We start from the raw sequence: 25149 nt of genomic DNA on the forward strand, positions 1-25149 counted from the left end.
GAAGGAAGTCGGAATTGGATGTAACCCCGCACCGCGTTGACGGACAGGAGCCAAGCCCAATCAATATTGCCACTTCGCCTGCACCGCGATCGTGCGCGGCGGCTGGATGAACTTCGAAATGACCCCGGCGGCGAGCGGCGTGTTGAAGGCGTGGCTCGCGGTCAGTTCGTCGGTCAGATTCTTGCCCACGATCGCGAGTTCCCATTTCTTGTTCGATGCGCGAATGCCGAGCCGAAGATCGAATTTGGCGTAGCTGTCCTGCGCCGCCGCCGGATTATAGCTTTCTTCGAGGAACGCGCTGCTGCGATAGGTCATGCCGCCGTTGGCGACGAAATCGACCGAATCGCTGACCGGCACCGCAATATCGGCGAACAGCGTCCCGCTCCATTTGGGAGAGCGCGGCAGCGGTCGTCCGGCGGCATTGTTGTTCGCCGGCACGCAGGTCGGGTTGGTGAACGGGCACGGCGCGCCGGGGAATTCGATGAATTTGGCATCGAGATAGGCAAGCGAGCCGTTGAGCGACACGCCGTCGGCGATCTGCCAGCTGAAATCGCTCTCGACCCCCTGGCTGCGCGCTTCGCCGGCATTGGTGGTGATGAAGCTGTTGCTCACCGCGTCGAAGGAGGAGACCTGCAAATTGGTGAAATCGGTCCGGAACGCGGCGATGTTGAAGCGCAGGCGGCGATCGAAGAGCGCGAGCTTGGCCCCGACTTCGAAGGTCTCGGCCGCCTCGGGCTCGATCTCGAACTGCGCCTGCGTCGTCGTCGCCTGCGCGCCGATGAAGCCGCCGGCCTTCGAGCCCTGGCCATAGGAGGCGTAGAGCATCGCGTCGGGGGTCGCGTCCCATTGCAGCGCGACCGAAGGGTCCCATTCGCGCTCGACGCGATGCCCCGACAGCGGGGTCGCAAGCCAGGTCGGCTGGACAACCCCCGTGTTGACGCGCGTCTGGTCGGCGGTCTTGCGGTCATAGGTGTAACGCAGGCTGCCGATCACGCGCAGGCCATCGGCGACGTGCCAGGTCGCGCTGCCGAAGCCCGAAAGCGCGACATTTTCCTGTCGGAAACTGCGGTCGGAGCGCCCGTTGAACGGCCCGAAGCGGATCAGCGTCGTCTGGAACAGGTCATAGTCGTTCACATGGAAATAGCCGCCGAGGATATATTCGATGCGGCCCGTCGTCGGCGAGGCGAGGCGGATTTCCTGCGACATCTGGCTGAACTTTTCGGCAAAGCTCGACGCGAAGGACGGGTTCGGCCCGAAATCGGCATCGACCTTCTTCTCGAAATCATAGGAGGAGAAGCCGGTGACCGAGGTCAGCACATGGTCGCCGATGTCGATATTGGCGGTCGCGCTGGCGTTGAGATTGTCGGTGTTGTCGAAATCCTTGTCCATAAAGCCGGGGAAGCCGCCGGTCTGGCGTTCGCGGTCGGGATCGTTCGCGGTCAGGAAACGTTCGACGGCGGTACCCGTCAGGTCGACCTTGCCCCCCTCGACGCGGATCAACAGGTCGGCGCCATTGCCCGGATCGATCAGGACCGAGGCGCGGCCGAAGAGGCTTTCGCGCTTGGTTTCGTTGCCGCCAAGCAAGGTGTTTTCGATATAACCGTCGCTGTCTTCATATTGCGCCGCGACGCGCACGCTGACCGCGTCGGACACCGGCCCCGACACCATGCCGAACAGCCGCGTGCCGCCGAGTTCGAATTCATAGCTACCCTCGAGCGTCGCACGGAAATCGCGCGTCGGCCGCGCGCTGACGACGCTGATCGCGCCGGCGCTGGTATTCTTGCCGACGAGCGCGCCCTGCGGCCCGCGCAATATCTCGATCCGTTCGACGTCGAGGAAGGGCGCCTGGAACTGGCGCGCATGGCCGCCATAGATACCGTCGACGAACAGGCCGACGGTCTGTTCGAACGCCAGATTGCCCGGGGTCGAGCCGATCCCGCGGATATAGAAAGCGTTATTCCCCGGGGTCGTCTGGACATAGAAATTGGGGACGTAGCGGTCGAGTTCGTTGAAGTCCTTGATGCCAAGCTCGCTGAGTTGCTCGCCGCCGACGACGGTCATCGAGATCGGGACGTCCTGCACATCCTGTTCGCGCTTCTGCGCGGTCACCACGATGATGTTGCTGTCGTCCGACGCGGCGGTGTCGTCGGCCTGCTGCGCCAGCGCCGGGACCGCGAAAAACATCGCCCCCGCCGACGCCAGCAAGCACAGGCGGACCGAACGAAATTGCGCTGCCTTGGCCGTCATCCACTCTCTCCCTCTGGCCGCCCTGATTTTGCCGGTGCGGTCCGTTGCTTCGACCATTCGTTTAGTGTTCTAAGCATATATTGTAAAGTAGGTTGACATAATTTTCGATCTGAGGGAGCATGGCTCGGCCACGAAAGAGCAAAAAACCGCCGCGATTTCATTTCGATCGCTTCGCCGTAAGCGACGCGGAAAAATCGGATCGCGCGGAGCAAAACCGGCCGATATCGCGGCGGGAAATAAGAGAGAGGATAGCATCATGTTGAGCAGGCGGACCTTGGTGAAGGCAGGTGCGGCATCGGCGATCGGCGGCTTGCTCGGTGCGCCGGCGGTCGCCCGTCCGGCGGCGGCCACGGCCCCCAATATCGTCTTCATCCTCGCCGACGATCTCGGCTTTGCCGACCTCGGCTCTTTTGGTCGCGACGATATCGCGACCCCCGCGCTCGACGCACTCGCGGCCGGCGGCGTCGCGCTGCATCGCTCCTATTCGAACAGCAGCGTCTGTTCGCCGACCCGGCTGGCGCTGATGACCGGCCGCTATCAATATCGCTTTCCGGCGGGGCTCGACGAACCGCTCGGCGTCCACCCCGAACTCGGGCTTGGCGACGAGGTGGTCACCCTGCCCGACCTGTTGAAGCGCGCGGGCTATGACACCTCGCTCGTCGGCAAATGGCATCTTGGCGGCCTGCCCGACCATGGCCCGCGCAAGAGCGGCTACGACCGTTTCTTCGGCATCTATCAGGGCGGCGCCGATTATTTCGAGCATGGCATGACGATTCGCGGCAATTTCCGCCACGACCTGTGGGAGAATGAGACCGAGATCCGCCGCAGCGGCTATCTCACCGACCTGATCACCGAACGCTGCGTCGCCGAACTCGGCCGCTTCAAGGAGGCGGGGCGCCCCTTTCTGCTCAGCGCGCATTACACCGCGCCGCACTGGCCGTGGGAGGGGCCGGCCGACGAGGAGGTGGCGAAGACGATCCGCGACTCATTTCACTATGATGGCGGCAGCAACGCGGTTTATGCCGCGATGGTCGAAAGCCTCGATCGCGGGGTCGGGCAATTGCTCGCGGCGCTCGCGGCCAATGGCCAGGCCGACAACACGATCGTGATCTTCACCAGCGACAATGGCGGCGAGCGTTTCTCGAAGGTCTGGCCGCTACGCGGGATGAAGGGCGAATTGCTCGAGGGCGGGATCAGGGTGCCGACGCTGATGCGCTGGCCCGGACGCGTAAAGGCCGGCACCCGCAGCGACCTCGTCCAGATCACGATGGACTGGGTGCCGACGCTGCTCGCGGCGGCGGGAATCGCGGAAAAAGACTGGCCGGCGCTCGACGGCCGCAACCTCCTGCCCCAGCTTCTCGACGGGACGACGGGGTCGCCGCGCCAACTCTTCTGGCGCCACAAGGCGCAGGACCAGCGCGCGGTGATCGAGGGCAAGCTCAAATATCTGGCGATGAGCGGGCACGAGTTCCTGTTCGACATCGCCGCCGACCCGCGCGAGGTCGCGAATCTGAAGACCGTGCAGCCCGAGGCCTTCGACCGGCTCAAAAGTGCATTCGCGGCATGGGACCGCGACATGCTGCCCTATCTGCCGTCGACGTTCAGCTATGAGCTGCGCGGCAACGGCCACCTCGCGGGTTATTGAGCGGCGGGCTCGGGGATCTCCGGGGGCGGCCCCCAGTCGCGCGCCAGCGTGGTGCGCAGCGCGTCGAGCGCCTTGCCGCCGATCCGCTCGCCGAGCGCCGCGTCGATCTTGCCCAGTATCTCGAGCGCGTCGGCGCGCAGCTGCCGCGATTTTTCGCTGAAGGCGACGATCGACGCGCGCTTGTCGGTCGGGTCGGGCTCGATCACGATCCAGTCGCGCTCGACCATCTCCTGCAGCATCTTGCTGACCCCCTGGCGCGTGATGCCGAGGTTGCGGGCGAGGTCTGCGGGGCGGCGCACCCCGAGCGCGATATTGGCGAAGGTCATCGACTGCGAGCGCGACACGGCCTCCCAGCCGCGCGCGCGCAGCGCCGACTGGAGACCCTCGTCGAACCAATAGAAGGCGCGCATCACGTCGAGCATCAGATAGCCGTCCTGCATCGCGCCCGCTTCGCCCAGCCGCGCCGATTGCGCAACCAAATTGATCGCCGCCTGCGCGAGCGGGAAGAGATAGGCGCCGTCGTGGAACCCCAACGGCGACAACAGGCCGCGCTGCCACACGTCGACGACTTCGCCGATCACCACCGCATGGGTCGCATGGTCGACGATCGACACGGGGCGCAGCACGATGCTGGCGCAGGCGTCGGCCAGCCGCGGCGGCCCCTTGGCCTCGACCCGCCAGTCGCCGACCGCGAAGCGCTCCTCGGCCGCGACGCCGCCGCCGCAGCGTTGCGATATAGGCGCCTGACCCTCGGCGAGCAGGTTGAGGCAAAGATCGGCGCCCGCCGCGACCGCGCTATGCGTTGCATTGGCGCGGTTGATGCAGACGAGCATCGACGGCGGCTCCATGCTGACCTCGCAAAAGGCGGTCGCTGCCATCGCGTAGCGCTGCCCCGCATGCGCGGCGGTCACCACCGCGACGGGACGCACCAGCGTGCGCAGCGCGGCGCGCAAGCCGGCGGCGGGCGATATATCGGCTTGGTCTGTCATTCCCTCGCCATGCGCGCTCGAAGGATTTTAGTCAACCTAGTTGACATTATTCCTGCCTTCGCCCTATGCTGTGGCAAACAGGATGGAGATGATGATGCCCGAACGCCTCGCCGACCGCCGGATTCCCGCCGGCGACGATTTCCTCTCGCGCGACGAGATCGACGCGATCACCCCCGAAGCTCTTGTCGCCCGGATGCAGGCGCTCAAGCCGCTCGTCGCCGAGCGCGCGGCGGCGGCCGAACAAGAGCACCGCCCCGACGACGAGGTGTGGGCCGCGCTCCGCCAGAGCGGCTATTTCTACCTCTATGTGCCGCGCCGCTTCGGCGGGCTCGAATATGACCCCGACACCTATATCAGCGCGACGCTGCCGATCGCCGAAGCCTGTCCCTCGACCGGCTGGACCGCCTGCTTCGCCGCCGAACATAATTGGCTGATCGCGCAGATGCCCGAGGCGACGCAGGCCGAAGTCTGGGGCCGCACCCCCTATGTCATCGCCCCGAGCGCGGCCTCGCCGCCCGGAATCGCCACCCCCGTCGACGGCGGCTTTCGCCTGAGCGGGCGCTGGAAATGGGGCACCGTCGTGATGCACGCCGACTGGATCATGCTCAACGCGCTCGAGCCCGTCGAGGGCGGGCCGCCGGTCGTCCGCATGATGCTGCTCCGCGCCGAGGAGGTCACCGTGCTCGACACCTGGCGGATGGCGGGCATGGCGGCGACCGGCAGCAACGATATCCTCGTCGAGGACGTCTTTATTCCCGAAGCCTATCAGTTCGCGGTGCAGCCGGTGCGCTCGGGGCGCGGCAACGGCCGCGCGGTCCATGGCCCCGGCCTCTACGGATCGCCGATGCTGCCCAATCTTTGCGTTACCGCCGCCATCCCGGCCCTGGGTGCCGCGCGGCAGGCGGTGCAATATTGCCGCGAACGGCTGCAGCATCATGTCAAGCTCGGCAGCATGAGCACGAGCGTCGAAAAGCCCGCGGGGCAGATGCGCCTCGCGCGCGCCGACCTGCTCGCGCGATCGGCCGAGCGCACGATCCGCGCCGCGGCTCGCGAAAATCTGTTGCTTGGCGAAATCGACGAGCCCGAACAGACGACCGAGCGGATACGCCTGCGCGCCGAAATCGCGATCGCCGTCCAGCAATGTGTCGAGGCGGTGCGGACCTGCTGCGAAGCGGTCGGGTCGAGCGTCCACGCGCTCGACAATCCGATGCAGCGCCTGCTCCGCGACGTCCAGGTGATGCAGAGCCACATCGTCTACGACCTCGATGTCGCGACCGAACTCCATGGTCGCGCGCTGGTCGGGCTGCCGCCGAACTCGCTGCTCCTCTAAGGGGGCCCGGCGGATGGCAGGGGCGCGACGCGGGTTCTGGGGCCTCGACGACAGCATCGGCTATCTCGCCCGCATCGCGTTCCGCCGCTTTTCGATGGCGGTCGATCGGCGGATTGCCCGCCATGGCCTGGCCGCCGGCCAATTGAGCCTGCTCTGCAATCTCTCGGCCGAAAACGGCCTGGCCCAGCATGTCCTGGGCGCCCGGCTCGGAATATCCGAGGCCACCGTCACCGTCGCGGTGCGGCGACTCGAAGTGCTTGGCCTGCTCGACCGAAGGGTCAACCGCAACAATCGCCGCGAAACGCTCGTTTTTGCGACCGAGCGCGGCTACGCGGTCGCGCTCGCGCTCGGCGACGTCGCGGGTGAGATCGACCGGGTCGCGAGCCGCGGCTTGTCTCCCTGTGAAATCCGGACGCTGGTCGAGCTGCTGGGGCGTGTGACGCAGAATCTGCACGACGAATCCCAGAGGATCTCAGGACGCACGTCGACATAGCGCTCCGCCACGTCCCCGACTTTGGCACCCGGCGCCACCCACGACTTATCCCTGCAACCCGGAAAACCGCGCCGGGAGACCTAGTCCTGCGCCCGACGCTCTTCGTTTGACACATGACATCTATAGTTATATGATCTATCTTCGAAGACGGTAAGAGCGCCCGCAGAGGGGGCCTGCCCGGGAGAGTGACATGCAAAAATTCGACTGCGTAATTCGCAACGGCCGCATCATCGACGGCACCGGCGCTCCCGAGCGCAGCGGCGATGTCGGCATCATCGCGGGGCGCGTCGCCAAGATCGGCAACCTGTCCGCGGCCATCGCCGACGAAGTGATCGACGCCGCCGGCAAGATCGTCGCGCCGGGCCATATCACGCAGCACGCCCATTATGACGCCGCGGTCTTCTGGAGCCCGTCGTGCATGGACTCGGGCGAGCAGGGTGTGACCTCGATCCTGAACGCCAATTGCGGCTTCAGCATCGCACCGGTCCGCGCCGCCGACCGCGAGCGCACCATGTTGATGCTCTCGACGACCGAGCAGATTCCGGTCGAGCAGCAGCGGCTGGCGCTGCCCTGGAATTGGGAGAGCTTTCCCGAATTTCTCGAAACGATGCGCGCGCTGCCGAAGAGCGTGAACATCATGACCTATCTACCGCTCAACCCGCTGCTGATCTATGTCATGGGCATCGACGCCGCGAAAAGCCGGCGTCCGACGGCGGCAGAGATCGCCGAGATGCACCGCCTGATCAACGAGGCGATGGACGTCGGCGCGATCGGCATCTCGATGTCGATCATGGGCCTCGACGGCAATTCGCACCTCGACTTCGACGGCACGGCGATGCCGACCGACGCGATGCACGACGACGATGTCGTCGAAATCTGCCGCGCGCTCGCCGACCGCGGCGAAGGCATCATCCAGTTGCTCGCGCAGATCGGCGGCTTCGGCAATCCGGGGCTGACCGAAAAGGTCGCCCGCATGGCCAAGGGCAGCGGCGTAAGGATCATCCACAACATCTTCCTGGCAATCGACGGCATGCCCGAGATCATCGATGCCGACCTTGCCTGGCTCGACAAGCTGCGCGGTGAGGGGCTCGACATCTGCGGCGCGACCCTTCTCTATGCGGGTTGGGTCGAAGCGGGTATTCGCGATCTCGACACGGCGGCCGGCCAGCTATGGGGGGTTCGCCGCCTGATCGCCGCTCAGACCGACGACGACATCCGCGCGCTGCTCGCCGACGAGAATTTCGTCCGTAAGTTCGCCGAGGATTATGCGCAGAACGGCCCGTCGAATGGCGCCGGCGGCTTCGAAGGGCAGATCGTCATCGAAGTCGGCGATGCGCCCGACTTGCAGCCCTATCTGAACCGCGACCTCGCGAGCATCGCCGCAGAGCTCGGCCAATCGGTCGTCGAGACGCTGTGCGACCTCGCGCTGCGGTCGAGCCTCGAGCTCCAGATCAAGTCGCTTCCCTATTCGGCGACCGACGCCTCGCTCGGCGCCCGGCTGCTGGCGCATCCGGCGGTCGCCTGCGGCGTTTCGGACGGCGGCGCGCACACCAAGGCCTTTTCCAGCGGATGCTATGGTACCGACTTCCTGATCCGCACGGTGCGCGAACAGAAGGTGATGAGCCTCGAGGAGGCGCATTATCAGCTCAGCTTCAAGATCGCCCGGATGCTCGGGATCGAGGGGCGCGGCGCGATCCTGCCCGGCCATCATGCCGACATCATCATCTATGATCTGGACGCGCTGCACCTCGACCGCAGCCGGCACCGGATCGTCCACGACCTTCCCGGCGGCGACTGGCGCCGCCTCGTCGACGCCGGCGGATACAGCCGCGTCCTGGTGAACGGGGAAACGACCTTTATCGACGGCAAGCCAACGGGTTCGGTGCCTGGACGGCTGATCGGCGGCGAAGAGCAAAACGAATGGGCGGTCGCGGCCGAATAGCCACGCCGACCCGTCAACGACATAAAACAACTATTGGGAGGGTATCGATGAATACCAGACTGCTTCTGTGCACCGGCACCGCGATGGCGCTGGCAGGATTGGCAACGCCGGCAATGGCGCAATCGGACGCTACCGCGCCTGCGGCCAGCAGCGACGACGGTGGATCAAGCGACGGCGAAATCGTCGTTACCGCGCTGAAACGATCGCAGAATCTGCAGGACATTCCCGCCGCTATCTCGGCCGTGTCGAGCGAGCAGCTTCAGCAGCGCGGGATCGACAGTATCGAGAGCCTGACCAGCGCGGTTCCCAATCTCGATTTCGGCGAGCATGCCGGCACCACCCTGATCTCGATCCGCGGCGTCGGGTCGATCGTCGATTCGGGCGTCACCGAGCCGACCGTCGCCACCTATGTCGACGGCGTCTTCATGCCGCGCGCTACCATGGGCTATCTGCGCGCGGTCGATCTCGACCGGATCGAAGTGCTGCGCGGGCCGCAGGGCACGCTTTATGGGCGCAACGCCACGGGCGGCGCGATCAACTTCATCGCCAAGGAGCCGACGCGCGACTTCACCGCCGGCTTCAACCTGTCGACCGGTAGCTACGACGCGTTCGGCGCCAGCGCTTATGTGTCGGGCCCGCTGTCCGACACTCTCTCGGTCCGGGTGAGCGGCGGCCATGAGGAAGACAAGGGTTTCGTCCGTCTGCTGCCCGGCAACGGCCATATCGGCGATCAGAACAGCGAATATGTCCGGGGCGCGATCAAGTTCGAGCCGAGCAGTGACCTGACCATCGACCTGTGGGCGCGTTACGAGGAATCCAATGGCGGCGGAGCGTATCAGCAGCTGTTCACGCCGACCTTCCTCCCGACCACAGGCCAGACCACCGAGCCGAACCAGATTTACGGCGACTGGCCCTATATCCTCGACACCAAGACGTTCATCGCGTCGGGCAAAATCGACGCACAGTTGTCCGACAGCATCGCGCTGCGTTCGATCACCAGCTATGTCGACCACAAGAGCCGCGTCGATTTCGACGCCGATGCGACCGACGTGCCCTTCTTCTACGCCACCAATTTCAAGCGGCCGTCCGAATCCTTCGGCCAGGAAGTGTCGTTGATCGGTGATGGCGACAAGTTCGAATGGATCCTCGGCGCCTATTATTTCACCGAAAAGGCGGGCAATTCACTGCCGCTCGGCCTTGGCGCCGCGGCCGCGGGCGGCTTCGGAGTCCTGCCCGACACCCAGCTCACGCAGAGCGTCGACACCGACACCGATTCGATCGCGATCTTCGCCGACGGCACCTATTCGGTCACCGACGCGTTCCGCATCAACCTCGGCCTGCGGTTCAACCATGAGAAAAAGAATTTCTCGCAGGACCTGTTCCTGCGCCTGCCCGACGGGACGATCGTGCCGCTGGCGACCGACGTGCCGTCGTCGATCAAGGCCAACCGCTTCCTGCCCAAGGTCAATCTCCAATATGATTTCTCGGACGGCGTGTCGGCCTATGCGCAATATTCGCGCGGCTTCAAATCGGGCGGCGCCAACCTGCCCGGCGGCGGCGGCGAGCTTCTGGGCGCAGCGGGCATCTATGCGCCCGAAGTTCTCGACGCGTTCGAAATCGGCCTCAAGACGCAGACCGACGATCGCCGCCTGACCGCCAATTTCGCGGGCTTCTATTATGACTACAAGAATCTGCAGGTCACGATCACCCGGCCACCGGCGGTCACGCTGGTGCAGAATGCGCCGGCGACGATCTACGGCCTCGAGGGTGAGTTCAAATTCCGCGTCAACGACGCCTTCACGATCGACGCCTCGGCGAACTGGCTGCACGCCCGGTTCCGCGACTTCCTGTCGATCGACGATGCGCGTCCCGCCCTCGGCCAGATCAACCTCGACGGCATGCAGCTGCCCCACGCGCCCAATTTCTCGGGGTCGATCGGGGCGCAATATCGCGCCGAATTCTCGAGCGGTTTCCTGTCGTCGCTGACCTTGCGCGCCGACGCTTCCTATCGCAGCAAGACGGTGCTGCGCTATTTCGGCCAGCCGCAGGATGTCCAGAAGGGCTATGAACTCGTCGACCTGTCGGCGACGCTCGGCGCCCTCGACGACAAGGTGCGGCTGCGCGTCTTCGTCAACAATGTCACCGACCAGCTTTACCGCCAGAATGCGACCTACCTAGTCACCGGCGCCTATTATGGCAATTACGCCCGGCCGCGGACGTGGGGCACACAGCTGTCGGTCGATTTCTGACGCGTCGGTGACCGAAGGGGGATATCGGCTCTCCCCGCCTTCCCCTTCGAACCGGCCAACAGCCAAGGAATGAGCCATGTTTGAACTCGACGGCAAGGTCGCGCTCGTCACCGGCGCGGCCAAGGGCATCGGCGCGCATGGCGCGAAGCTGCTCGCCGCAGCCGGCGCGACGGTGGTCGCGACCGATACCGATCCGGCCGGCACCGCACCCGACGGCGGCCGCTTCCTCGTCCAGGATGTGACCGATGCCGGGCAATGGGCCGAGGTGATCGGCTCGATCGCCGCGACCGAGGGCCGGCTCGATATCCTCGTCAACAATGCCGGGATGATCCTCAACAAGCCCGTTCTCGCGACAACGGTCGAGGAATATCGCCGCGTCCAGGCGGTCAATGTCGACAGCATCTGGTTCTCGATCCAGGCGGCCGCGCCCCTCATGGCGCAGGCGGGGGGGCCTCGATCATCAATCTGTCGTCGATCTACGGCCAGATCGCCGGCCCGATGCAAGCGGCCTATTCGGCGAGCAAGGGCGCGGTGCGCATGTTGAGCAAGGCGGTGGCGGTCGAATTCGGCCGCGCGGGGAACGGCATCCGCGTCAATTCGGTCCACCCCGGCCCGGTCGATACCGACCTCGGCCGCAGCGGGCTTGCCCCCGGCATCGCCGCCGGGCGTTTCCAGTCCGAAGGCGAGGCCAAGGCCTATGTCGCGACGATGTTCCCGATGGGCCGCTGGGTCGAGACCGACGATGTCGCCGGGGCGATCCTGTTCCTTGCCTCCGATGCCGCGCGCTATGTCACCGGGACCGAGCTGACGGTCGATGGGGGCTATTCGATCCTTTGACCTTTTCGATCGGGGAATGCGCCAATGCTGTCCAGCCTGACCCTGCCGCTCCGTAAGGCCGAGATTGCGCTCCGCGCGCACTATGATGCGGCCGCACGGCCGGCGGCGCGGGGCATAAACGACATCCCCTGGAGCTGGGAAGCGATCACGCCCGAATGGCTGACGGCGACATTGTGCCGCGACGTCCCCGGCGGGGCGGTGCTGGGCGTTCGCGCCACCGAGGGGTCGGTCGGATCGTCGACCCGGCGGGGCTTCGACCTCGACCTCAACGATGCCGCGCGCGCCGCGGGCGTGCCCGACCGCATCTTCACCAAGTCGACGCCGATCCTCATGCAGCGGCTGTTGCTCGGGCTGTCGAACTGCCTGTTCGGCGAGGTCGGCTTCTATCGCGATTTCCGCCCGGAGATCGAGATGGAGGCGCCGCGCGGCTATTGGGCCTGTGTCGCGCCGCGCTCGATGCGCTCGATGATCGTGATGGAGGATGTCGTCGCGACGCGGCAGGCCGAGTTCAACATGGCCGGCGACGCGATCACGCAGGACGAAATGGCGAGCCTGCTGTCGGGCCTCGCGCGCCTCCATGCACGTTTCTGGCGCGACCGATCGCTCAAGCAGCATCGCTGGCTGCGCGACACGCCGACCTATCTGGGCGACAATCATCGCTTCCTGCGCATGGCCCATTGGGCGGGGGTCGGCATGGACGCGGCGCCCGAGTTGATTCCTGACGGCGTGCGCGGACGGATCGACGATATCTGGGCGGGGGTGGTGCGCCGCAACGCGCAGGACGCCCGCGAAGGCCATGTCACCCTGCTCCATGGCGACGCGCATATCGCGCAAACCTATCGCACCGGCGATGGCGCCATGGGCTTTTGCGACTGGCAGGTGATGCTGCGGGGCCCCTGGGCGTGGGACGTCAGCTATATTCTGTCCACCGGCCTGGAGATCGCCGACCGCCGCGATTGGGAGCGCGCGCTGCTAGCCTCCTATATCGAAGAACTCGCCGCGGCGGGCGGCCCCGCGCTCGATCCCGCCGCGGCATGGGACGCCTATCGCGCACATATCCCCTATGCCTTTCTCGCCTGGGCCTTCACCATCGGTCACAACAGCATGGGTCAGGCGGTGCAGCCCGAGCAGACGACGTGGCGGCTTGTCGAGCGGACTGCTGCGGCGATGGCCGACCTGGGGTCGATCGACCTGAACGGCGCATAGTCCGGGCTATCGGACGATCGACGGGACGAAGAAGTCGCGAAGCATTTCGATCTGCTGCGCCTCGCTATAATCGCTTCGCATGTTGATCATCGCGTGGACGTTGCGCACCCACTGCACGATCTTGTCGTTGTCGATGCCGTCGCGAATCCGTCCTTCCGCGCGCGCACGATCCAGAACGGGACCCCAGATATCGAGCATCAGCTGCTGGATCATCGGCGAACCGCGGAACATATATTGATCGACGCCATGGTCCGCCTGCTGCTGGATTTCATAAAGAAGCTTGTCGCTTCGGCCCACAGCGAGCGATTGCAGGGTGCCGTGAACCAACGTCTCTTCGATGTCGTCATGGGTGGCAAACATCGACACGAGTTTTTTCGCCGCGGCCTGAATCCGAACCTCCGCCACGGCCTCCAGCAATATCGTGCGGGTCTCGAACAGGCGGTGAATGGTCTGCCGGGTCACGCCCAGCTTGCGCGCCACGTCGATCATCGACGTTTTCGCGACGCCGAAATGCTCGAGGCATTCGGTGGCCGCGTCGATCACCTGCTCGCGCGTCAGCGGGTTCTTATTGCTACCCAAAATTTCCCCCATGTTCCTGTGATGTGTCTTTGACAGGATTTTTCCCGGTCGCTCAACCATTCTCCTTCATTTGACATAGGACTATTAGTGTCATATGACAACATCATGGGCTTCAGACCCATATGGGAGATTGAAATGGATATGGCGCGTGAACACCCCGCTGGTGATCTGGACGACGCCTGCAACCCGGCCTCCACGGCCCTGGAGGCAAAAGCCGTCGGCAATCTGCTCGTCGATCCGCGCTTTCATTCCGACCCCGCTGCCTATCACGCATTGTTGCGCCGCTTGCGCGCCGAAGCCCCGGTCTTCTGGGTCGAGCCCGACGACTATGCACCTTTCTGGATCGTGACCAGGCACGCCGATGTGATGCAGGTGGAGCGGGCGATGGACATCTTCGTCAACGGCCCGCGCGTGATGCTGCGCAAGACGGCGGTCGACGAGCAGATCCGCAAGGTGACGGGCGGTCGCCCCTTCCTGTTGAACCAGCTGCCCAACATGGACGGCGACGAACATCGGCTGCATCGCAAGCTGACCCAGGCCTGGTTCGCGCCGGGGCGGATCAAGATACTCGACGAGGAACTGCGCGGCTATGCGCGCGACCTGTTCGACCGCACCCTCGACGGCGACGGGCGCTGCGATTTCATGCGCGCGGTCGCCAGCTGGTATCCGCTGCGCGTCATCATGCGGATCATCGGCGTCCCGGCCGAGGACGAAGCCCTGATGCTCAAGATGACGCAGCAGCTGTTCGGTCCCGACGACCCCGAAATCAAGACCGAGAAGATCGACGTCATTTCCACGGTGCAGGGGTTTTTCGATTATTTCCGCGCGCTGCTCGAATCGCGCCGCACGGCGCCCGCCGACGACCTCGCCACCCTGCTCGCGCAGGCGGAGATCGGCGAGAAGGAAGCGCTGTCCTATTTCATCCTCGCCGCGACCGCCGGTCACGATACGACCAGCGCCTCGATCGCGGGCGGCACACTCGCGCTGCTCCAGAATCCCGAGCAGTTCGACCGGCTGCGCGGCGACATGTCGCTGTTGCCGTCGGCGGTCGACGAAATGATCCGCTGGGTCTCGCCGGTCACCCATTTCTTCCGCACCCCAACCGAGGATTATGAGCTGCGCGGCCAGACGATCGGCGCCGGGCAGGCAATGATGATGTGCTATCCCTCAGCCAATCGCGACGAAGAGGTATTCGACGAGCCTTACCGCTTCGACATCGGGCGGCCGCCGCACCGGCATCTGGCGTTCGGCTATGGTCCGCATGTCTGCCTCGGCCAGCATCTCGCCCGGATGGAGATGCGGATATTCTTCGAGGAGCTGTTCGCGCGCATCGATCGCCTCGAACTCGACGGCGATCCGCGCTGGATCCAGACCAATTTTGTGGGCGGGCTGAAAAGCCTGCCGGTCCGCTACACATCCCGCGCCGCCGTCGCGGCCTGATCTTATCCGGCAGGAAACCCCATGACCGACATGCTCGCCCTTCTCCAGCGGCAGCGCCGCGCCCAACTGGCCGACGGTCCGCCCGATGCGGCGTTGCGGATCGACCGGATCGATCGCTGCATCGCGCTGCTCAAGGAAAATTCGTCGGCGTTCGAGCAGGCGATGAGCGACGATTTCGGCAATCGCTCGCCCTACGCCTCGGCGCTCACCGATATCATGACGCCGGTCGGTGCGCTCCAGCATGCCCGCAAACATCTGCGCGGCTGGATGAAGCCCGAAAAGCGCCCGCTCGATCCCTGGCTGCTCGGCCTGCTCGGCGCCAAGGCGCGGATCCTGTTTCAGCCGAAAGGCGTCGTCGGTGTCGTCAGTCCCTGGAATTTCCCGGTCGGTCTGGTCTTTTCACCGCTCGCATCGGTGTTCGCCGCCGGCAACCGGGCGATCGTCAAGCCGTCCGAATATACGCCGCGCACCGCCGACCTGATGCAGACACTGATCGACCGGCGCTTCGACGCGAGCGAACTCGCGGTGGTGACCGGCGGCCCCGATGTCGGGGCGTCCTTTGCCGCGCTTCCTTTCGATCATTTGATCTTTACCGGCGCAGGATCGGTCGCGGCACATGTGCTGCGCGCCGCCGCTGACAATCTGGTCCCCGTCACGCTCGAACTGGGAGGGAAAAGCCCGGTCGTCATCGGCAAGGGCGTCGACATGTCGACCGCGGCGGCGCGGATCATGGCCGGCAAGGTGCTGAACGCCGGGCAGATCTGCCTCGCCCCCGACCATGTCTATGTGCCCGAGGGCCAGCGCGACGCCTTCGTCGCGGCCGCCACCGCCGCGACGGCGCAGATGCTGCCGACGATCCGCGACAATGAAGATTATACGGCGATCATCTCCGACCGGCACCTTGGCCGGCTGCAATCCTATCTCGCCGACGCCGCCGCCAAGGGGGCAAGGATCGTCGAAATCAACCCGGCAAACGAAGCGCTCGACCAGCAGGAGCATCGCAAGCTCGCGCCGACGCTCATCCTCGATGCGACCCCCGACATGGCGGTGATGCAGGAGGAGATTTTCGGCCCGCTGTTGCCGGTGATGACCTATCGCACGCTCGACGCCGTCGTCGCACAGGTGAATGGCACCGACCGGCCGCTCGCCCTCTATTATTTCGGCAGCGACACCCAAGAGCTCGACGTGCTGCAAACGCAGACCACCTCGGGCGGCATTTGCGTCAACGATGTCATCATGCACTGCGCGCAGGAGAATCTGCCGTTCGGCGGCATCGGACCTTCGGGCATGGGCGCCTATCACGGCCGCGACGGCTTTCTCGAATTCAGCCACAAGAAGGCGGTCTATCACCAGATCAAACGCGACCTCGGCCCGCTGCTCACCTTGCGGCCGCCCTATGGCGATGCCGTGCGCAAACTGATCCGCTCGACAATCGGCGCCTGAGACCCGCGCGATGCATCCTTCGATCCACGCCGCCACCCACCCCGGAAAGCCCGCCTGCATCATGGCGGAGACCGGCGAAGCGCTGACCTATGGCAAACTCGACGCGCGTTCAAACCAGCTGGCCCATTTCCTCCGCGCGCAGGACGTCATGCCTGGCGACACCATCGCGATCGTCCTCGAGAATTCGCCCTGGCTGTTCATATCGGCGTGGGCCGCCCAGCGCGCGGGCGTCTATTTCGCCTGCCTGTCCTATCGTCTGTCGGGTGACGACCTTGGCTACATATTCCGCGACAGCGGCGCGAAGCTGGTCATCGGCTCGCAGGCGACGCAGGCCGTCATCGATGCCGCGACCTTCGATGGTCCGGTGCTGTATGTCGACGCGCCGCAGGGCGAGCAGCGACCGCTCGGCGAACTGATCGGCACCTGGCCCGCGACGCCGATCGCCGATGAAATGGCCGGTTCGGACATGCTCTATTCGTCGGGCACAACCGGCCGGCCCAAGGGCGTCAAACAGCCGTTCGTGCCCGATCTGCCGATCGCTCGCCCGTCGCCCCTGCTCGGTGTCGCGCAAACCCGCTTCGGCATGGGCGCCGACAGCGTCTATCTGTCGCCGGCACCGCTCTATCATGCGGGGCCGCTGCGCTGGTCGATGCTGGTGCAACGGCTGGGCGGGACGGTCGTCGTGATGGAGAAGTTCGACGCCGAGGCCGCGCTTGCCTCGATCGAGCGACACCGCGTGACCGTCGCGCAATGGGTGCCGACCCATTTCTCACGGCTGCTCCAGCTGCCTGACACGGTGCGAGCCGCCCATGATCTATCGAGCCTGACCATCGCGCTGCACGCCGCCGCCCCTTGCCCGGTGCCGGTCAAGCAGCGCATGCTCGACTGGTGGGGCCCGATCGTCCACGAATATTATGGCGGGACAGAGAATAACGGGCTGACGATGATCGGCCCCGAGGAATGGCGGCAGAAACCCGGCTCGGTCGGCCGCGCTTTCGTCGGCGAAGTGAGAATCTGCGACGACGACGGTGCGACGCGTCCCGCAGGCGTGATCGGCGACGTCTACTTTGCTGGGGGACAGAATTTCGAATATCACAACGACCCCGCCAAGACGCGCAGCGCCTATAACGACCAGGGCTGGTCGACGCTCGGCGACATTGGCTATCTCGACGCCGACGGCTATCTGTTCCTGACCGACCGCAAGAATTTCACGATCATTTCGGGCGGCGTGAACATCTATCCGCAGGAGATCGAGAATGCGCTCGGCGAACATCCCGCCATCGCCGATGTCGCGGTGTTCGGTGCGCCCGATCCCGACTTTGGCGAGCGCGTCGTCGCGGTTGCGGAATTGATCGCGGGCGTCATGGCCTCGGACGAACTTGCCGAGGACATCCGACGATTCGCCCGCGACCGGCTCGGCGGCCTCAAGGCGCCGAAGCAGGTCGATTTCATCGACGCATTGCCGCGCGAGCCGACGGGAAAATTGTTCAAGAAGAAGCTGGTCGAAGATTATCGGCAACGCGCCGAACACGGAAATCAAGCCGCAGGATGAGGATCGAATGAGCAACCGCGCCAACGATATCGCCCGACTGATCGAGCAAAAGGCGGCCGCAAAACCCGACTTTCCGGCGCTGACCTTCGTCCATGTCGAGCCCGATGGCAGCCTGTCCGACGAGCGGCGCAATTTCGCCGAACTGTGGGACCGCGGCGCCCGGCTGGCGCTCTGGCTTCAGCAACAGGGCGTCGCCCCCGGCGACAGCGTAGTCCTGATGCTCAAGAACCGCCCGCAGTTCGTGGAAGCGATGGTGGCGGCGGCATTGACCGGTTCGATCTTCGTCCCGCTCGACACCCGAAGCATGGGCGAAAAGCTCGCTTATATGATCAACCATGTCGCGGCGACCGCGATCATCGCGGAAGCGGCCGCGCTGCCCGCACTCGACACCGTCGCGGAACAGCTTGGGTCACGACCCCCGGTGCTGGTGGTCGACACGGCCTCAGCGCCGCGGAATTTCCCTGCGGCCGATTACGCCGCCGACCTCCCCGGCGACGCCGTTGGGCTGGTGCCCGTGATCCCCGACCAGACCTCGCCGATGTATCTGATGTTCACCTCCGGCACGACGGGCAACCCCAAGGCGGTCGTGCGGACCCACGCGCAATATATGCGCGGCATGAAGGGGCTGCGCGCGCTGGGGGTCGACGATGGCGATACGCCCTACACGGGCCTGCCGCTCTGCCACACCAATGCCCATTCGACCCTCGCAGCGGGCCTGGCGATGGAGTTGCCGGTCGTCTTCAGCCGGCAGTTCACCAAGAGCCGGCTATGGGATGTCTGCCGGGCCTATCGTTGCACGGTCTTTACCCTGCTCGGCGGAATGATCCCCGAAGTCTTCGCGGTGCCGCCCAAGAGCGACGACCGCGACAATCCCGTGCGGCTGGTGATCGCGTCGGGCATGCCCGCAAAATTGTGGGAGGCGTATGAGACGCGCTTCGGGGTCACGATCACCGAAGTCTATGGCAGCACCGAGAATGGCGGGACGCTGATCAACCGCATGGGCGATGGGCCGCGCGGTTCAATGGGCAAACCGCCGCCGACGCTGGTTGCCGCGATCCTCGACGACGACGACCAGGTCTGCGCGCCGATGGTCCCGGGGCATCTCTGCTTCCGCAAGGCCGATGGCGGGTCCGAGGCCGTGACCTATTATCGCAACGAAAAGGCGAGCGCCGAGAAGGTGACCGGGGGCTGGTTCCGCTCGGGCGACATGGCCTATGCCGACGCCGAGGGCTGGTTTTATTTCCTGCACCGCGCCGGCGGCGGCATTCGCCGCAACGGCGACTTCGTCAATGCGACGCTGGTCGAAACCGTGCTTGCGCAGCACCCGGCGGTGCGCGACGTCTATGTCTATGGCGTCGAGACTGCGGCCAATGTCGCCGGCGAGCGGACATTGGTCGCCGCGGTCGTCCTCGATACCGGCGACGCACTGGACGGCGTCCGGCAGTGGGCGGCCGATCATTTGCAGCGCAGCGAGATCCCCGAGATCTGGCAGTTCCTGCCCGCGATTCCCAAGACGGTGTCCGAAAAGCCCGTCGAGCGCGACTGTATCGCGCTGCTGCACGCCGCCGGCCTCGTCGAGCCGGCACCAGCGGAGGTTGCGCCATGATCGAATTGTTCACCGCGCCGACGCCGAACGGCTGGAAAATCTCGGTCATGCTCGAGGAATGCGGACTTCCCTATGAGGTCCGGTGGGTCAACATCGGCAAGGGCGACCAGTTCAAACCCGAATTCCTGGCGATCAGCCCGAACAACCGCATCCCGGCGATCGTCGATCACGCACCGGCGGATGGCGGCGAACCGATCTCGATTTTCGAGACGGGCGCGATCCTCGTCTATCTGGCGGAAAAGACGGGGCGCTTCCTCCCGACCGATGCGCGCGGTCGCAAGGCGGTGCTCGAATGGCTGTTCTGGCAGGTCGGCGGGCTCGGGCCGATGCTCGGCCAGCACGGCCATTTCAAGCTCTATGCTCCCGAGCGCATCGCCTATGCCACCGACCGCTACCGGAACGAGACGTTGCGCCTTTATGGCGTCCTCGACCGCCAGTTGGCGCAGAGCGCCCATGTCGCGGGCGTGGATTATAGTATCGCCGACATGGCGTGCTTCCCCTGGATACAGACTTACAAGGCACAGGAGGTCGATCTCGCCGCCTTCGTACACCTGCGCCGATGGTATGATGTGGTGAAACAGCGGCCGGGACTGCGCCGCGGCATGGACGTCGGGCGCAAGCAGATCAACCGCCGCCCGCAGGACGACGCCGAAACCCGCAAGCTGCTGTTCGGCATCAAGGACGATCGGGCATGACACCGCAGGTGGAAATCTTCTTCGACCTGTCCTCGCCCTGGACGCGGATCGCGGTCCACAACTTTCGGCTATGGTCGGCCGACAAGGACGTCGATGTCGTCTGGCGTCCCTTTCTGGTCGGCGGCGTGTTCAACGCGGTCAACGACAGCGTCTATGCCGGGCGACAGAGCCCGGACAATCCCAAGGTCCGCCTGACCTATGTATGGCTCAGGGAATGGGCCAAGCTCGCCGGGGTCGCGATGAATTTCCCGTCGCCGTATCACCCGGTCAAGTCGGTGCACGCGATGCGTTTCTGCTGCGCGATCGAGGGGGATCAGGCGGCGCTGCTCCGCTTCGCCGAAGGGGCGTTCGACGCCTATTTCGCCGATCAGCAGAATATCGACGATCCCGCGGTGCTGATCGCCATCGCCAGGGCCGCGGACCTCGACGGCGAGCGGCTCGCCGAGCAGGCGCAGACCGCCGAAATCAAGGCGCGGCTGCGCGACAACACGCAGGAAGCCATCGACCGTGGGGCCTTCGGCTCGCCGACCTTTTTCGTCGAAAGGAAGTCCATGTATTTCGGGAACGACCAGATTCCGCTGGTCCAGCAACGGATCCAACAATGTCGCTAGAAGGCCGAACCGAAGCGGTCGCCGTCGATATCGCGGGCGACACCGCCGTCGTTCGCTTCATGCCGGCCGGGGACGGCACGATCTCGAACCGGGGCGCGGCGCTCCTCGGCGACGCGCTCGCGCGGCTGCTCGCCGACCGCGCGGTTCGGGCGGTCGTAATAACGGGTGCGGCCGACGGCATTTTTATCCGTCACGCCAATCTCGGCCAGATCGTCCGGGCCGCGAGGGCGCTCGAACAGGGTGCAGACCGCAACGCCTTTCTCGACTCGCCCTTCAGTCGGTTCGGCAAACTGCTCGACGCCGCCGAGAAGCCGGTGATCGCGGCGATCAACGGAACCTGCATGGGCGGCGGCCTCGAAATCGCGCTCGCCTGCACGATGCGCATAGCGCAGCGCGGCGTCACCGCGATCGGCCTTCCCGAGACGCGGCTGGGGATTCCGCCGGGTGCCGGTGGGCCGCAGCGGCTCGCGCGTCTGATCGGCGCGCACCGCGCGAGACTGTTCGTGCTCGAAGGACGCGTCATCGACGCCGACGAGGCTCTCAATCTCGGCATAGTCGATGCGCTCGCCGACGACACGGTCGCCGAAGCCCTGCAGCGCGCCGGCCCGCTCAATCGAGCGTCAGCGCCGGTCGTAGCTGAGATTATGCGCCAAACGCGGTCGGACGACAGCGACGCCCTTGAAAGCAATCTGCTCGGCTTCGCGGATTGCCTTCAGCTCGAGGGCGCTGGCGATACCATCGAACGGATAGATCAATCACGACGGGCTATCGAGTTTCTATAATCCGTCCGCGCGCAATTTCGTCGTCAGGCTGGGCAGTGGAGGCTACGGCTATCATGTTCCATCCGTGATCCAGGAACACGCCGTGACACCGAGGAAATGCGCAGAAATGCGTGGAAAATGTTGGCACATTGTGCGACACATCAATGCCAAAAATATGCGCTAGGCCATTGAAAATATGGTGCGCCCGGCAGGATTCGAACCTGCGACCACCCGCTTAGAAGGCGGGTGCTCTATCCAGCTGAGCTACGGGCGCATGCACAGAGGCTGTGGATCGCGCGAATAGCGCGGTTTGCGCGGGGCGCAAAGCAGGATAAGCAAGACGGCGATGACCGACACCGCCCAACCCGCACACGCGCCCGCCCGCACCAATGCCGCCGCGGTGCGGCATTTCCGTTATTACGACCTGGTGATGGCCGCCTTCGTCGCGATCCTGCTGCTGTCGAACATCATCGGGGCGTCGAAACTGGCCGAGGTCGGCCCGCTGACATTCGGCGCCGGCATCCTGTTCTTTCCGCTCGGTTACGTCATCGGCGACGTGCTGACCGAGGTTTATGGCTATGCCCGCGCGCGGCGGGTGATCTGGACCGGTTTTGCCGCGCTGGTGTTCATGGCGGTGATGAGCTGGGTCGTGCTCGCGATGCCGCCGGCGGCCGACTGGTGGTGCCAGGGGACCGAGACGCTGGCGGTGAAGAGCGATGCCGGCGCGAGCAGCGGCGCATTGTGCCAGGCCACTTATGTCAGCACCTTCGGCAACGCCTGGCGACTGGTCGTCGCGTCGATCGTCGCCTTCTGGGCGGGCGAATTCGTCAACAGCTTCGTGCTCGCGCGGATGAAGATCGCGACCGAGGGCAAGCATCTGTGGATGCGCACGATCGGATCGACCGTCGTCGGACAGGGCGTCGACAGCCTGATCTTTTACCCCGTCGCCTTCCTCGGCATCTGGACCACGCAGCAGGTGGTGCTGGTGATGGTGACCAATTGGGCGATGAAGGTCGCGTGGGAAGCGGTGCTGACCCCGGTGACTTACGTGGTCGTCGGCTCGCTCAAGCGCCGCGAAGGGGTCGACATCTTCGACGAGGGCACCGATTTCAGCCCGTTCAAGGCCAAGGTCTGAGCCGATGTTCGCCGAGGCCTCCTTTCTCTACCAGCAGGTCAAACTGGTGCTGATCGACGGCAGCGGCCTCAGCAAGGACGCGCTGCACATCTATGCCGGCATGGGGGTCTATCTGATCGTCCGCGCCGGGCTGCGGCGTCCGGCCTGGATGGCCTGGGCCGCGGTGGTCGCGGTGGCGCTGGCGGGCGAATGGCTCGACGTGCAGGGCGAATATATCCGCGGGCTGCTCGCCCCCGAACCCGGCCATTGGCACGACATCTGGAACACCGCCTTCTGGCCGACGGCGCTGGCGCTGGTCGAACGCTGGTGGCCGCGACGCGAAGCCGCGGCGCCCGAGGCGTCAGGCGAGAACGCCGAGCGCGGCCTCGAACAGGCGTAGCCCGTCGGTGCCGCCGTGCGCGCGGTCGATCGCGCGTTCGGGGTGCGGCATCATGCCGAGCACATTGCCCGCATCGTTCAGCACGCCCGCGATATTGCGCGCCGAACCGTTGACGCTGTCGGCGTAGCGGAACGCCACGCGCCCCTCGCCTTCCAGCCGGTCGAGCGTGTTTTCGTCGGCGAAATAATTGCCGTCGTGATGCGCGACGGGGATGTCGATCGCCTCATCGGCCTTGTAGCCGGCGGTGAACAGCGACTGGCTGTTCGCGACGGTCAGCGGCACGGTGCGGCAGACGAAGTTGAGTCCGGCGTTGCGTATCAGCGCGCCGGGCAGCAACTGCGCCTCGGTCAGCACCTGGAAGCCGTTGCACACGCCGAGCACCGGCACGCCGCGCGCCGCAGCATCGGTGACCGCGGCAAGGATCGGCGAGCGTGCGGCCATCGCGCCCGAGCGCAGATAATCGCCATAGGAAAAGCCGCCGGGCAGCGCGATGAAGTCGATGCCGTCGGGCAATTCGGTGTCGCGGTGCCAGACCATCGCGGGCGCCCGGCCGGTGACGGTCCGCAGCGCGACCGCCATGTCGCGATCGCAGTTGGAGCCGGGAAAGACGATGACGGCGGTCTTCATGGCTCTGCTTCCCTTCAGGCGCGCTGGATGCGGTAGTTTTCGATCACGGTGTTCGCGAGCAGCTTGGCGCACATCGCGTCGAGATCGGCATCGCTGACGCTGTCGGCGACTTCGAGTTCGATGAAGCGTCCGGCGCGGACATCGTCGACCCCGGCGAAACCCAAGCCTTCGAGCGCATGGTGGATCGCCTTGCCCTGCGGATCGAGCACCCCGGGTTTCAGCGTCACATAGACCTGGACTTTCATGGGGCGGACCTTTGCTGCGGAGGGCGGGGAAGATGGGCGCGCCTATGCCCGCGAATCACTTGGCGGGCAAGGGCGGGCACTCAAGAAAATGCCGCTTTTCGGAATGCGAACCACTCGCAACTTTCCTGTTGCGAGTCCGTCGCACTATCCCTATCTGAGTCTTGTTGAGAAGGATTCGCACATGGTCGTCTGTGTCTGCAACGCAATAAAGGAAAGCCAGCTGCGCGACGTCGTGCGGAATGGCGAAGTGCGGTGCGCCAAGGCCGCCTATGCGCAACTGGGTCGCAAACCCAAGTGCGGCCAATGCCTGCCTTTCGCTCGCAATATCATCAGCGACGTCGCCGCGACCGCCTGATTTTTCTAGGTTTTCTGCCATTTTTGACCTTGGCCTGATGGGGTCCGGGGGCGTATAATGCCGCCATCCCATTCCCAGGACAAAAAGACAGGACGACACATGAAGGGCGACGAAAAGGTCATCGATTTCCTCAACGAGGCACTGAAGAACGAGCTGACCGCGATCAACCAGTACTGGCTGCACTATCGCATGCTCGACAATTGGGGGGTCGCGAAGCTCGCGCATTTCGAGCGTGAGGAATCGATCGACGAGATGAAGCACGCCGACAAGCTCGCCGATCGCGTGCTGTTCCTCGGCGGCCTGCCCAATTTCCAGATGCTCGGCCGCCTGCGCGTCGGCGAGACGGTCGAAGAGATTCTCAAGGCCGACCTCGCGCTCGAGGAGGAAGCGATCCCGCTGCTCAAGGACGCCATCGCGCATAGCGAGAGCGTGCGCGACTATGTCAGCCGCGACCTGTTCGCCGACATCCTCGAAAGCGAAGAGCATCATGTCGACGAGCTCGAAAAGCAGTTCGAGATGATCGAGCGCATGGGAATCGAAAATTACATCCAGCTGCAATCGAAGTCGGTCGGCGACGATTGATCCGAATCATCGCCCCCGCGAAGGCGGGGGCCGCGACCGGTTTACGCAGCGACGCTGGGGAAGGCCGGCAATGCCCCCCGCCTTCGCGGGGGCGACGAGATACCAAAAACCCCGGTTTTTCGAGGCGTCTGCGGGCGCCTCTTTTTTCGCTTGTACTTGCGAGTAATTCTCAATAGCAAGGCGGGGCAGTCCCCTCCTGCC

22 protein-coding genes, 1 tRNA gene and 1 pseudogene are annotated in these 25149 nt (G+C 65.0%); 18 read left to right on the forward strand and 6 right to left on the reverse strand.

Going from position 1 to position 25149, the window contains the following annotated elements:
• Positions 1-60 precede the first annotated feature (60 nt).
• On the reverse strand, positions 61-2247 hold the full coding sequence (locus AC3WS4_RS17575; RefSeq protein WP_492736977.1) for a TonB-dependent receptor: 2187 nt from the start codon (positions 2245-2247) through the stop codon (positions 61-63).
• A gap of 256 nt (positions 2248-2503) precedes the next feature.
• Between AC3WS4_RS17575 and AC3WS4_RS17580 the strand changes: the two genes are divergently transcribed.
• A complete protein-coding gene (locus AC3WS4_RS17580) occupies positions 2504-3892 on the forward strand; it encodes a sulfatase-like hydrolase/transferase (protein WP_492736978.1) in 1389 nt (462 codons plus the stop codon).
• Here AC3WS4_RS17580 and AC3WS4_RS17585 read toward each other — a convergent pair.
• Positions 3886-4881, reverse strand: coding sequence for a flavin reductase (locus AC3WS4_RS17585; protein ID WP_492736979.1), 996 nt, complete (start codon positions 4879-4881; stop codon positions 3886-3888). The genes AC3WS4_RS17580 and AC3WS4_RS17585 overlap by 7 nt on opposite strands.
• Before the next feature lie 94 nt (positions 4882-4975).
• Here AC3WS4_RS17585 and AC3WS4_RS17590 point away from each other — a divergent pair, with 94 nt between their 5' ends.
• The 6 genes and pseudogenes from AC3WS4_RS17590 (at position 4976) to AC3WS4_RS17615 (ending at position 12938) form a co-directional block, all read left to right on the forward strand.
• Positions 4976-6211: an acyl-CoA dehydrogenase family protein gene (locus AC3WS4_RS17590; RefSeq protein WP_492736981.1), complete on the forward strand. Its 1236-nt coding sequence runs from the start codon at positions 4976-4978 to the stop codon at positions 6209-6211.
• Positions 6212-6224: 13 nt separating this feature from the next.
• The gene (locus tag AC3WS4_RS17595) at positions 6225-6704 is read left to right on the forward strand and encodes a MarR family winged helix-turn-helix transcriptional regulator (RefSeq protein ID WP_492736983.1); all 480 of its coding nucleotides are present in this window, start codon (positions 6225-6227) and stop codon (positions 6702-6704) included.
• 190 nt (positions 6705-6894) lie between these two features.
• Positions 6895-8646, forward strand: a complete 1752-nt coding sequence (locus tag AC3WS4_RS17600) for an N-acyl-D-amino-acid deacylase family protein (RefSeq protein WP_492736985.1) — start codon at positions 6895-6897, stop codon at positions 8644-8646.
• Between the two features lie 47 nt (positions 8647-8693).
• Complete coding sequence (locus AC3WS4_RS17605; protein WP_492736987.1) at positions 8694-10895, forward strand: TonB-dependent receptor; 2202 nt, start codon at positions 8694-8696, stop codon at positions 10893-10895.
• 76 nt (positions 10896-10971) lie between these two features.
• Positions 10972-11663, forward strand: a pseudogene (locus AC3WS4_RS17610) (SDR family NAD(P)-dependent oxidoreductase); the annotation flags it as partial.
• A 93-nt stretch (positions 11664-11756) separates the two neighbouring features.
• Entirely contained in the window at positions 11757-12938 is a 1182-nt protein-coding gene (locus AC3WS4_RS17615) for a protein kinase family protein (protein ID WP_492736989.1), read from the forward strand.
• 6 nt (positions 12939-12944) lie between these two features.
• Here AC3WS4_RS17615 and AC3WS4_RS17620 read toward each other — a convergent pair whose 3' ends face one another.
• A complete protein-coding gene (locus AC3WS4_RS17620) occupies positions 12945-13577 on the reverse strand; it encodes a TetR/AcrR family transcriptional regulator (protein WP_082544920.1) in 633 nt (210 codons plus the stop codon).
• 45 nt (positions 13578-13622) lie between these two features.
• Between AC3WS4_RS17620 and AC3WS4_RS17625 the strand changes: the two genes are divergently transcribed.
• Genes AC3WS4_RS17625 through AC3WS4_RS17655 form a run of 7 tightly spaced genes read left to right on the forward strand, consistent with a single transcriptional unit; the run spans position 13623 to position 21646 of the window.
• Positions 13623-14957: a cytochrome P450 gene (locus tag AC3WS4_RS17625; RefSeq protein ID WP_492742908.1), complete on the forward strand. Its 1335-nt coding sequence runs from the start codon at positions 13623-13625 to the stop codon at positions 14955-14957.
• 21 nt (positions 14958-14978) lie between these two features.
• Positions 14979-16400 (forward strand): coniferyl aldehyde dehydrogenase, encoded by a 1422-nt coding sequence (locus AC3WS4_RS17630; protein ID WP_492736993.1) that lies wholly within the window; start codon positions 14979-14981, stop codon positions 16398-16400.
• Between the two features lie 10 nt (positions 16401-16410).
• Positions 16411-17952, forward strand: a complete 1542-nt coding sequence (locus tag AC3WS4_RS17635) for an acyl-CoA synthetase (protein ID WP_492736995.1) — start codon at positions 16411-16413, stop codon at positions 17950-17952.
• Between the two features lie 7 nt (positions 17953-17959).
• A complete protein-coding gene (locus AC3WS4_RS17640) occupies positions 17960-19558 on the forward strand; it encodes an AMP-binding protein (RefSeq protein WP_492736997.1) in 1599 nt (532 codons plus the stop codon).
• On the forward strand, positions 19555-20253 hold the full coding sequence (locus AC3WS4_RS17645; RefSeq protein ID WP_492736999.1) for a glutathione S-transferase N-terminal domain-containing protein: 699 nt from the start codon (positions 19555-19557) through the stop codon (positions 20251-20253). Before AC3WS4_RS17640 ends, AC3WS4_RS17645 begins: the two co-directional genes overlap by 4 nt.
• On the forward strand, positions 20250-20864 hold the full coding sequence (locus AC3WS4_RS17650; protein WP_492737001.1) for a 2-hydroxychromene-2-carboxylate isomerase: 615 nt from the start codon (positions 20250-20252) through the stop codon (positions 20862-20864). The genes AC3WS4_RS17645 and AC3WS4_RS17650 overlap by 4 nt, the downstream gene beginning before the upstream one ends.
• Positions 20855-21646, forward strand: a complete 792-nt coding sequence (locus AC3WS4_RS17655) for an enoyl-CoA hydratase/isomerase family protein (RefSeq protein WP_492737003.1) — start codon at positions 20855-20857, stop codon at positions 21644-21646. The genes AC3WS4_RS17650 and AC3WS4_RS17655 overlap by 10 nt, the downstream gene beginning before the upstream one ends.
• 176 nt (positions 21647-21822) lie before the next feature.
• On the opposite strand, the gene AC3WS4_RS17660 is transcribed toward AC3WS4_RS17655, so the two are convergent.
• Positions 21823-21899 (reverse strand) — tRNA-Arg (locus tag AC3WS4_RS17660).
• Between the two features lie 72 nt (positions 21900-21971).
• Between AC3WS4_RS17660 and AC3WS4_RS17665 the strand changes: the two genes are divergently transcribed.
• Positions 21972-22760, forward strand: a complete 789-nt coding sequence (locus AC3WS4_RS17665) for a queuosine precursor transporter (protein WP_492737005.1) — start codon at positions 21972-21974, stop codon at positions 22758-22760.
• A 4-nt stretch (positions 22761-22764) separates the two neighbouring features.
• Positions 22765-23139 (forward strand): hypothetical protein, encoded by a 375-nt coding sequence (locus AC3WS4_RS17670; protein ID WP_492737007.1) that lies wholly within the window; start codon positions 22765-22767, stop codon positions 23137-23139.
• Here AC3WS4_RS17670 and purQ read toward each other — a convergent pair.
• Together purQ and purS are read right to left on the reverse strand one after the other, a co-directional pair.
• On the reverse strand, positions 23101-23766 hold the full coding sequence (purQ, locus tag AC3WS4_RS17675) for a phosphoribosylformylglycinamidine synthase subunit PurQ (protein ID WP_492737009.1): 666 nt from the start codon (positions 23764-23766) through the stop codon (positions 23101-23103). The two genes, AC3WS4_RS17670 and purQ, sit on opposite strands and share 39 nt — an antisense overlap.
• Positions 23767-23780: 14 nt before the next feature.
• Positions 23781-24011, reverse strand: a complete 231-nt coding sequence (gene purS / locus AC3WS4_RS17680) for a phosphoribosylformylglycinamidine synthase subunit PurS (RefSeq protein WP_056346005.1) — start codon at positions 24009-24011, stop codon at positions 23781-23783.
• Between the two features lie 181 nt (positions 24012-24192).
• On the opposite strand from purS, the gene AC3WS4_RS17685 reads away from it, so the two are divergent.
• Both AC3WS4_RS17685 and bfr read left to right on the forward strand, forming a co-directional pair.
• Positions 24193-24366: a (2Fe-2S)-binding protein gene (locus AC3WS4_RS17685; RefSeq protein WP_056346003.1), complete on the forward strand. Its 174-nt coding sequence runs from the start codon at positions 24193-24195 to the stop codon at positions 24364-24366.
• 99 nt (positions 24367-24465) lie between these two features.
• Positions 24466-24948, forward strand: coding sequence for a bacterioferritin (gene bfr, locus AC3WS4_RS17690; protein WP_056346002.1), 483 nt, complete (start codon positions 24466-24468; stop codon positions 24946-24948).
• Positions 24949-25149: the final 201 nt, after the last annotated feature.

The organism is Sphingopyxis sp. EU05-FHT14B03 (assembly GCF_058790875.1).

Bases quoted from the DNA above. Each gene is read 5' to 3' on its own strand.
- AC3WS4_RS17640 (WP_492736997.1), top strand. From the start codon at position 17,960: ATGAGCAACCGCGCCAACGATATCGCCCGACTGATCGAGCAAAAGGCG.
- AC3WS4_RS17670 (WP_492737007.1), top strand. From the start codon at position 22,765: ATGTTCGCCGAGGCCTCCTTTCTCTACCAGCAGGTCAAACTGGTGCTG.
- AC3WS4_RS17665 (WP_492737005.1), top strand. From the start codon at position 21,972: ATGACCGACACCGCCCAACCCGCACACGCGCCCGCCCGCACCAATGCC.
- AC3WS4_RS17630 (WP_492736993.1), top strand. From the start codon at position 14,979: ATGACCGACATGCTCGCCCTTCTCCAGCGGCAGCGCCGCGCCCAACTG.
- AC3WS4_RS17605 (WP_492736987.1), top strand. From the start codon at position 8,694: ATGAATACCAGACTGCTTCTGTGCACCGGCACCGCGATGGCGCTGGCA.
- AC3WS4_RS17590 (WP_492736981.1), top strand. From the start codon at position 4,976: ATGCCCGAACGCCTCGCCGACCGCCGGATTCCCGCCGGCGACGATTTC.
- purQ (WP_492737009.1), bottom strand. From the start codon at position 23,766: ATGAAGACCGCCGTCATCGTCTTTCCCGGCTCCAACTGCGATCGCGAC.
- purS (WP_056346005.1), bottom strand. From the start codon at position 24,011: ATGAAAGTCCAGGTCTATGTGACGCTGAAACCCGGGGTGCTCGATCCG.
- AC3WS4_RS17625 (WP_492742908.1), top strand. From the start codon at position 13,623: ATGGGCTTCAGACCCATATGGGAGATTGAAATGGATATGGCGCGTGAA.
- AC3WS4_RS17645 (WP_492736999.1), top strand. From the start codon at position 19,555: ATGATCGAATTGTTCACCGCGCCGACGCCGAACGGCTGGAAAATCTCG.
- AC3WS4_RS17575 (WP_492736977.1), bottom strand. From the start codon at position 2,247: ATGACGGCCAAGGCAGCGCAATTTCGTTCGGTCCGCCTGTGCTTGCTG.
- AC3WS4_RS17655 (WP_492737003.1), top strand. From the start codon at position 20,855: ATGTCGCTAGAAGGCCGAACCGAAGCGGTCGCCGTCGATATCGCGGGC.
- AC3WS4_RS17580 (WP_492736978.1), top strand. From the start codon at position 2,504: ATGTTGAGCAGGCGGACCTTGGTGAAGGCAGGTGCGGCATCGGCGATC.
- AC3WS4_RS17635 (WP_492736995.1), top strand. From the start codon at position 16,411: ATGCATCCTTCGATCCACGCCGCCACCCACCCCGGAAAGCCCGCCTGC.
- AC3WS4_RS17650 (WP_492737001.1), top strand. From the start codon at position 20,250: ATGACACCGCAGGTGGAAATCTTCTTCGACCTGTCCTCGCCCTGGACG.
- AC3WS4_RS17595 (WP_492736983.1), top strand. From the start codon at position 6,225: ATGGCAGGGGCGCGACGCGGGTTCTGGGGCCTCGACGACAGCATCGGC.
- bfr (WP_056346002.1), top strand. From the start codon at position 24,466: ATGAAGGGCGACGAAAAGGTCATCGATTTCCTCAACGAGGCACTGAAG.
- AC3WS4_RS17615 (WP_492736989.1), top strand. From the start codon at position 11,757: ATGCTGTCCAGCCTGACCCTGCCGCTCCGTAAGGCCGAGATTGCGCTC.
- AC3WS4_RS17685 (WP_056346003.1), top strand. From the start codon at position 24,193: ATGGTCGTCTGTGTCTGCAACGCAATAAAGGAAAGCCAGCTGCGCGAC.
- AC3WS4_RS17620 (WP_082544920.1), bottom strand. From the start codon at position 13,577: ATGGTTGAGCGACCGGGAAAAATCCTGTCAAAGACACATCACAGGAAC.
- AC3WS4_RS17600 (WP_492736985.1), top strand. From the start codon at position 6,895: ATGCAAAAATTCGACTGCGTAATTCGCAACGGCCGCATCATCGACGGC.
- AC3WS4_RS17585 (WP_492736979.1), bottom strand. From the start codon at position 4,881: ATGACAGACCAAGCCGATATATCGCCCGCCGCCGGCTTGCGCGCCGCG.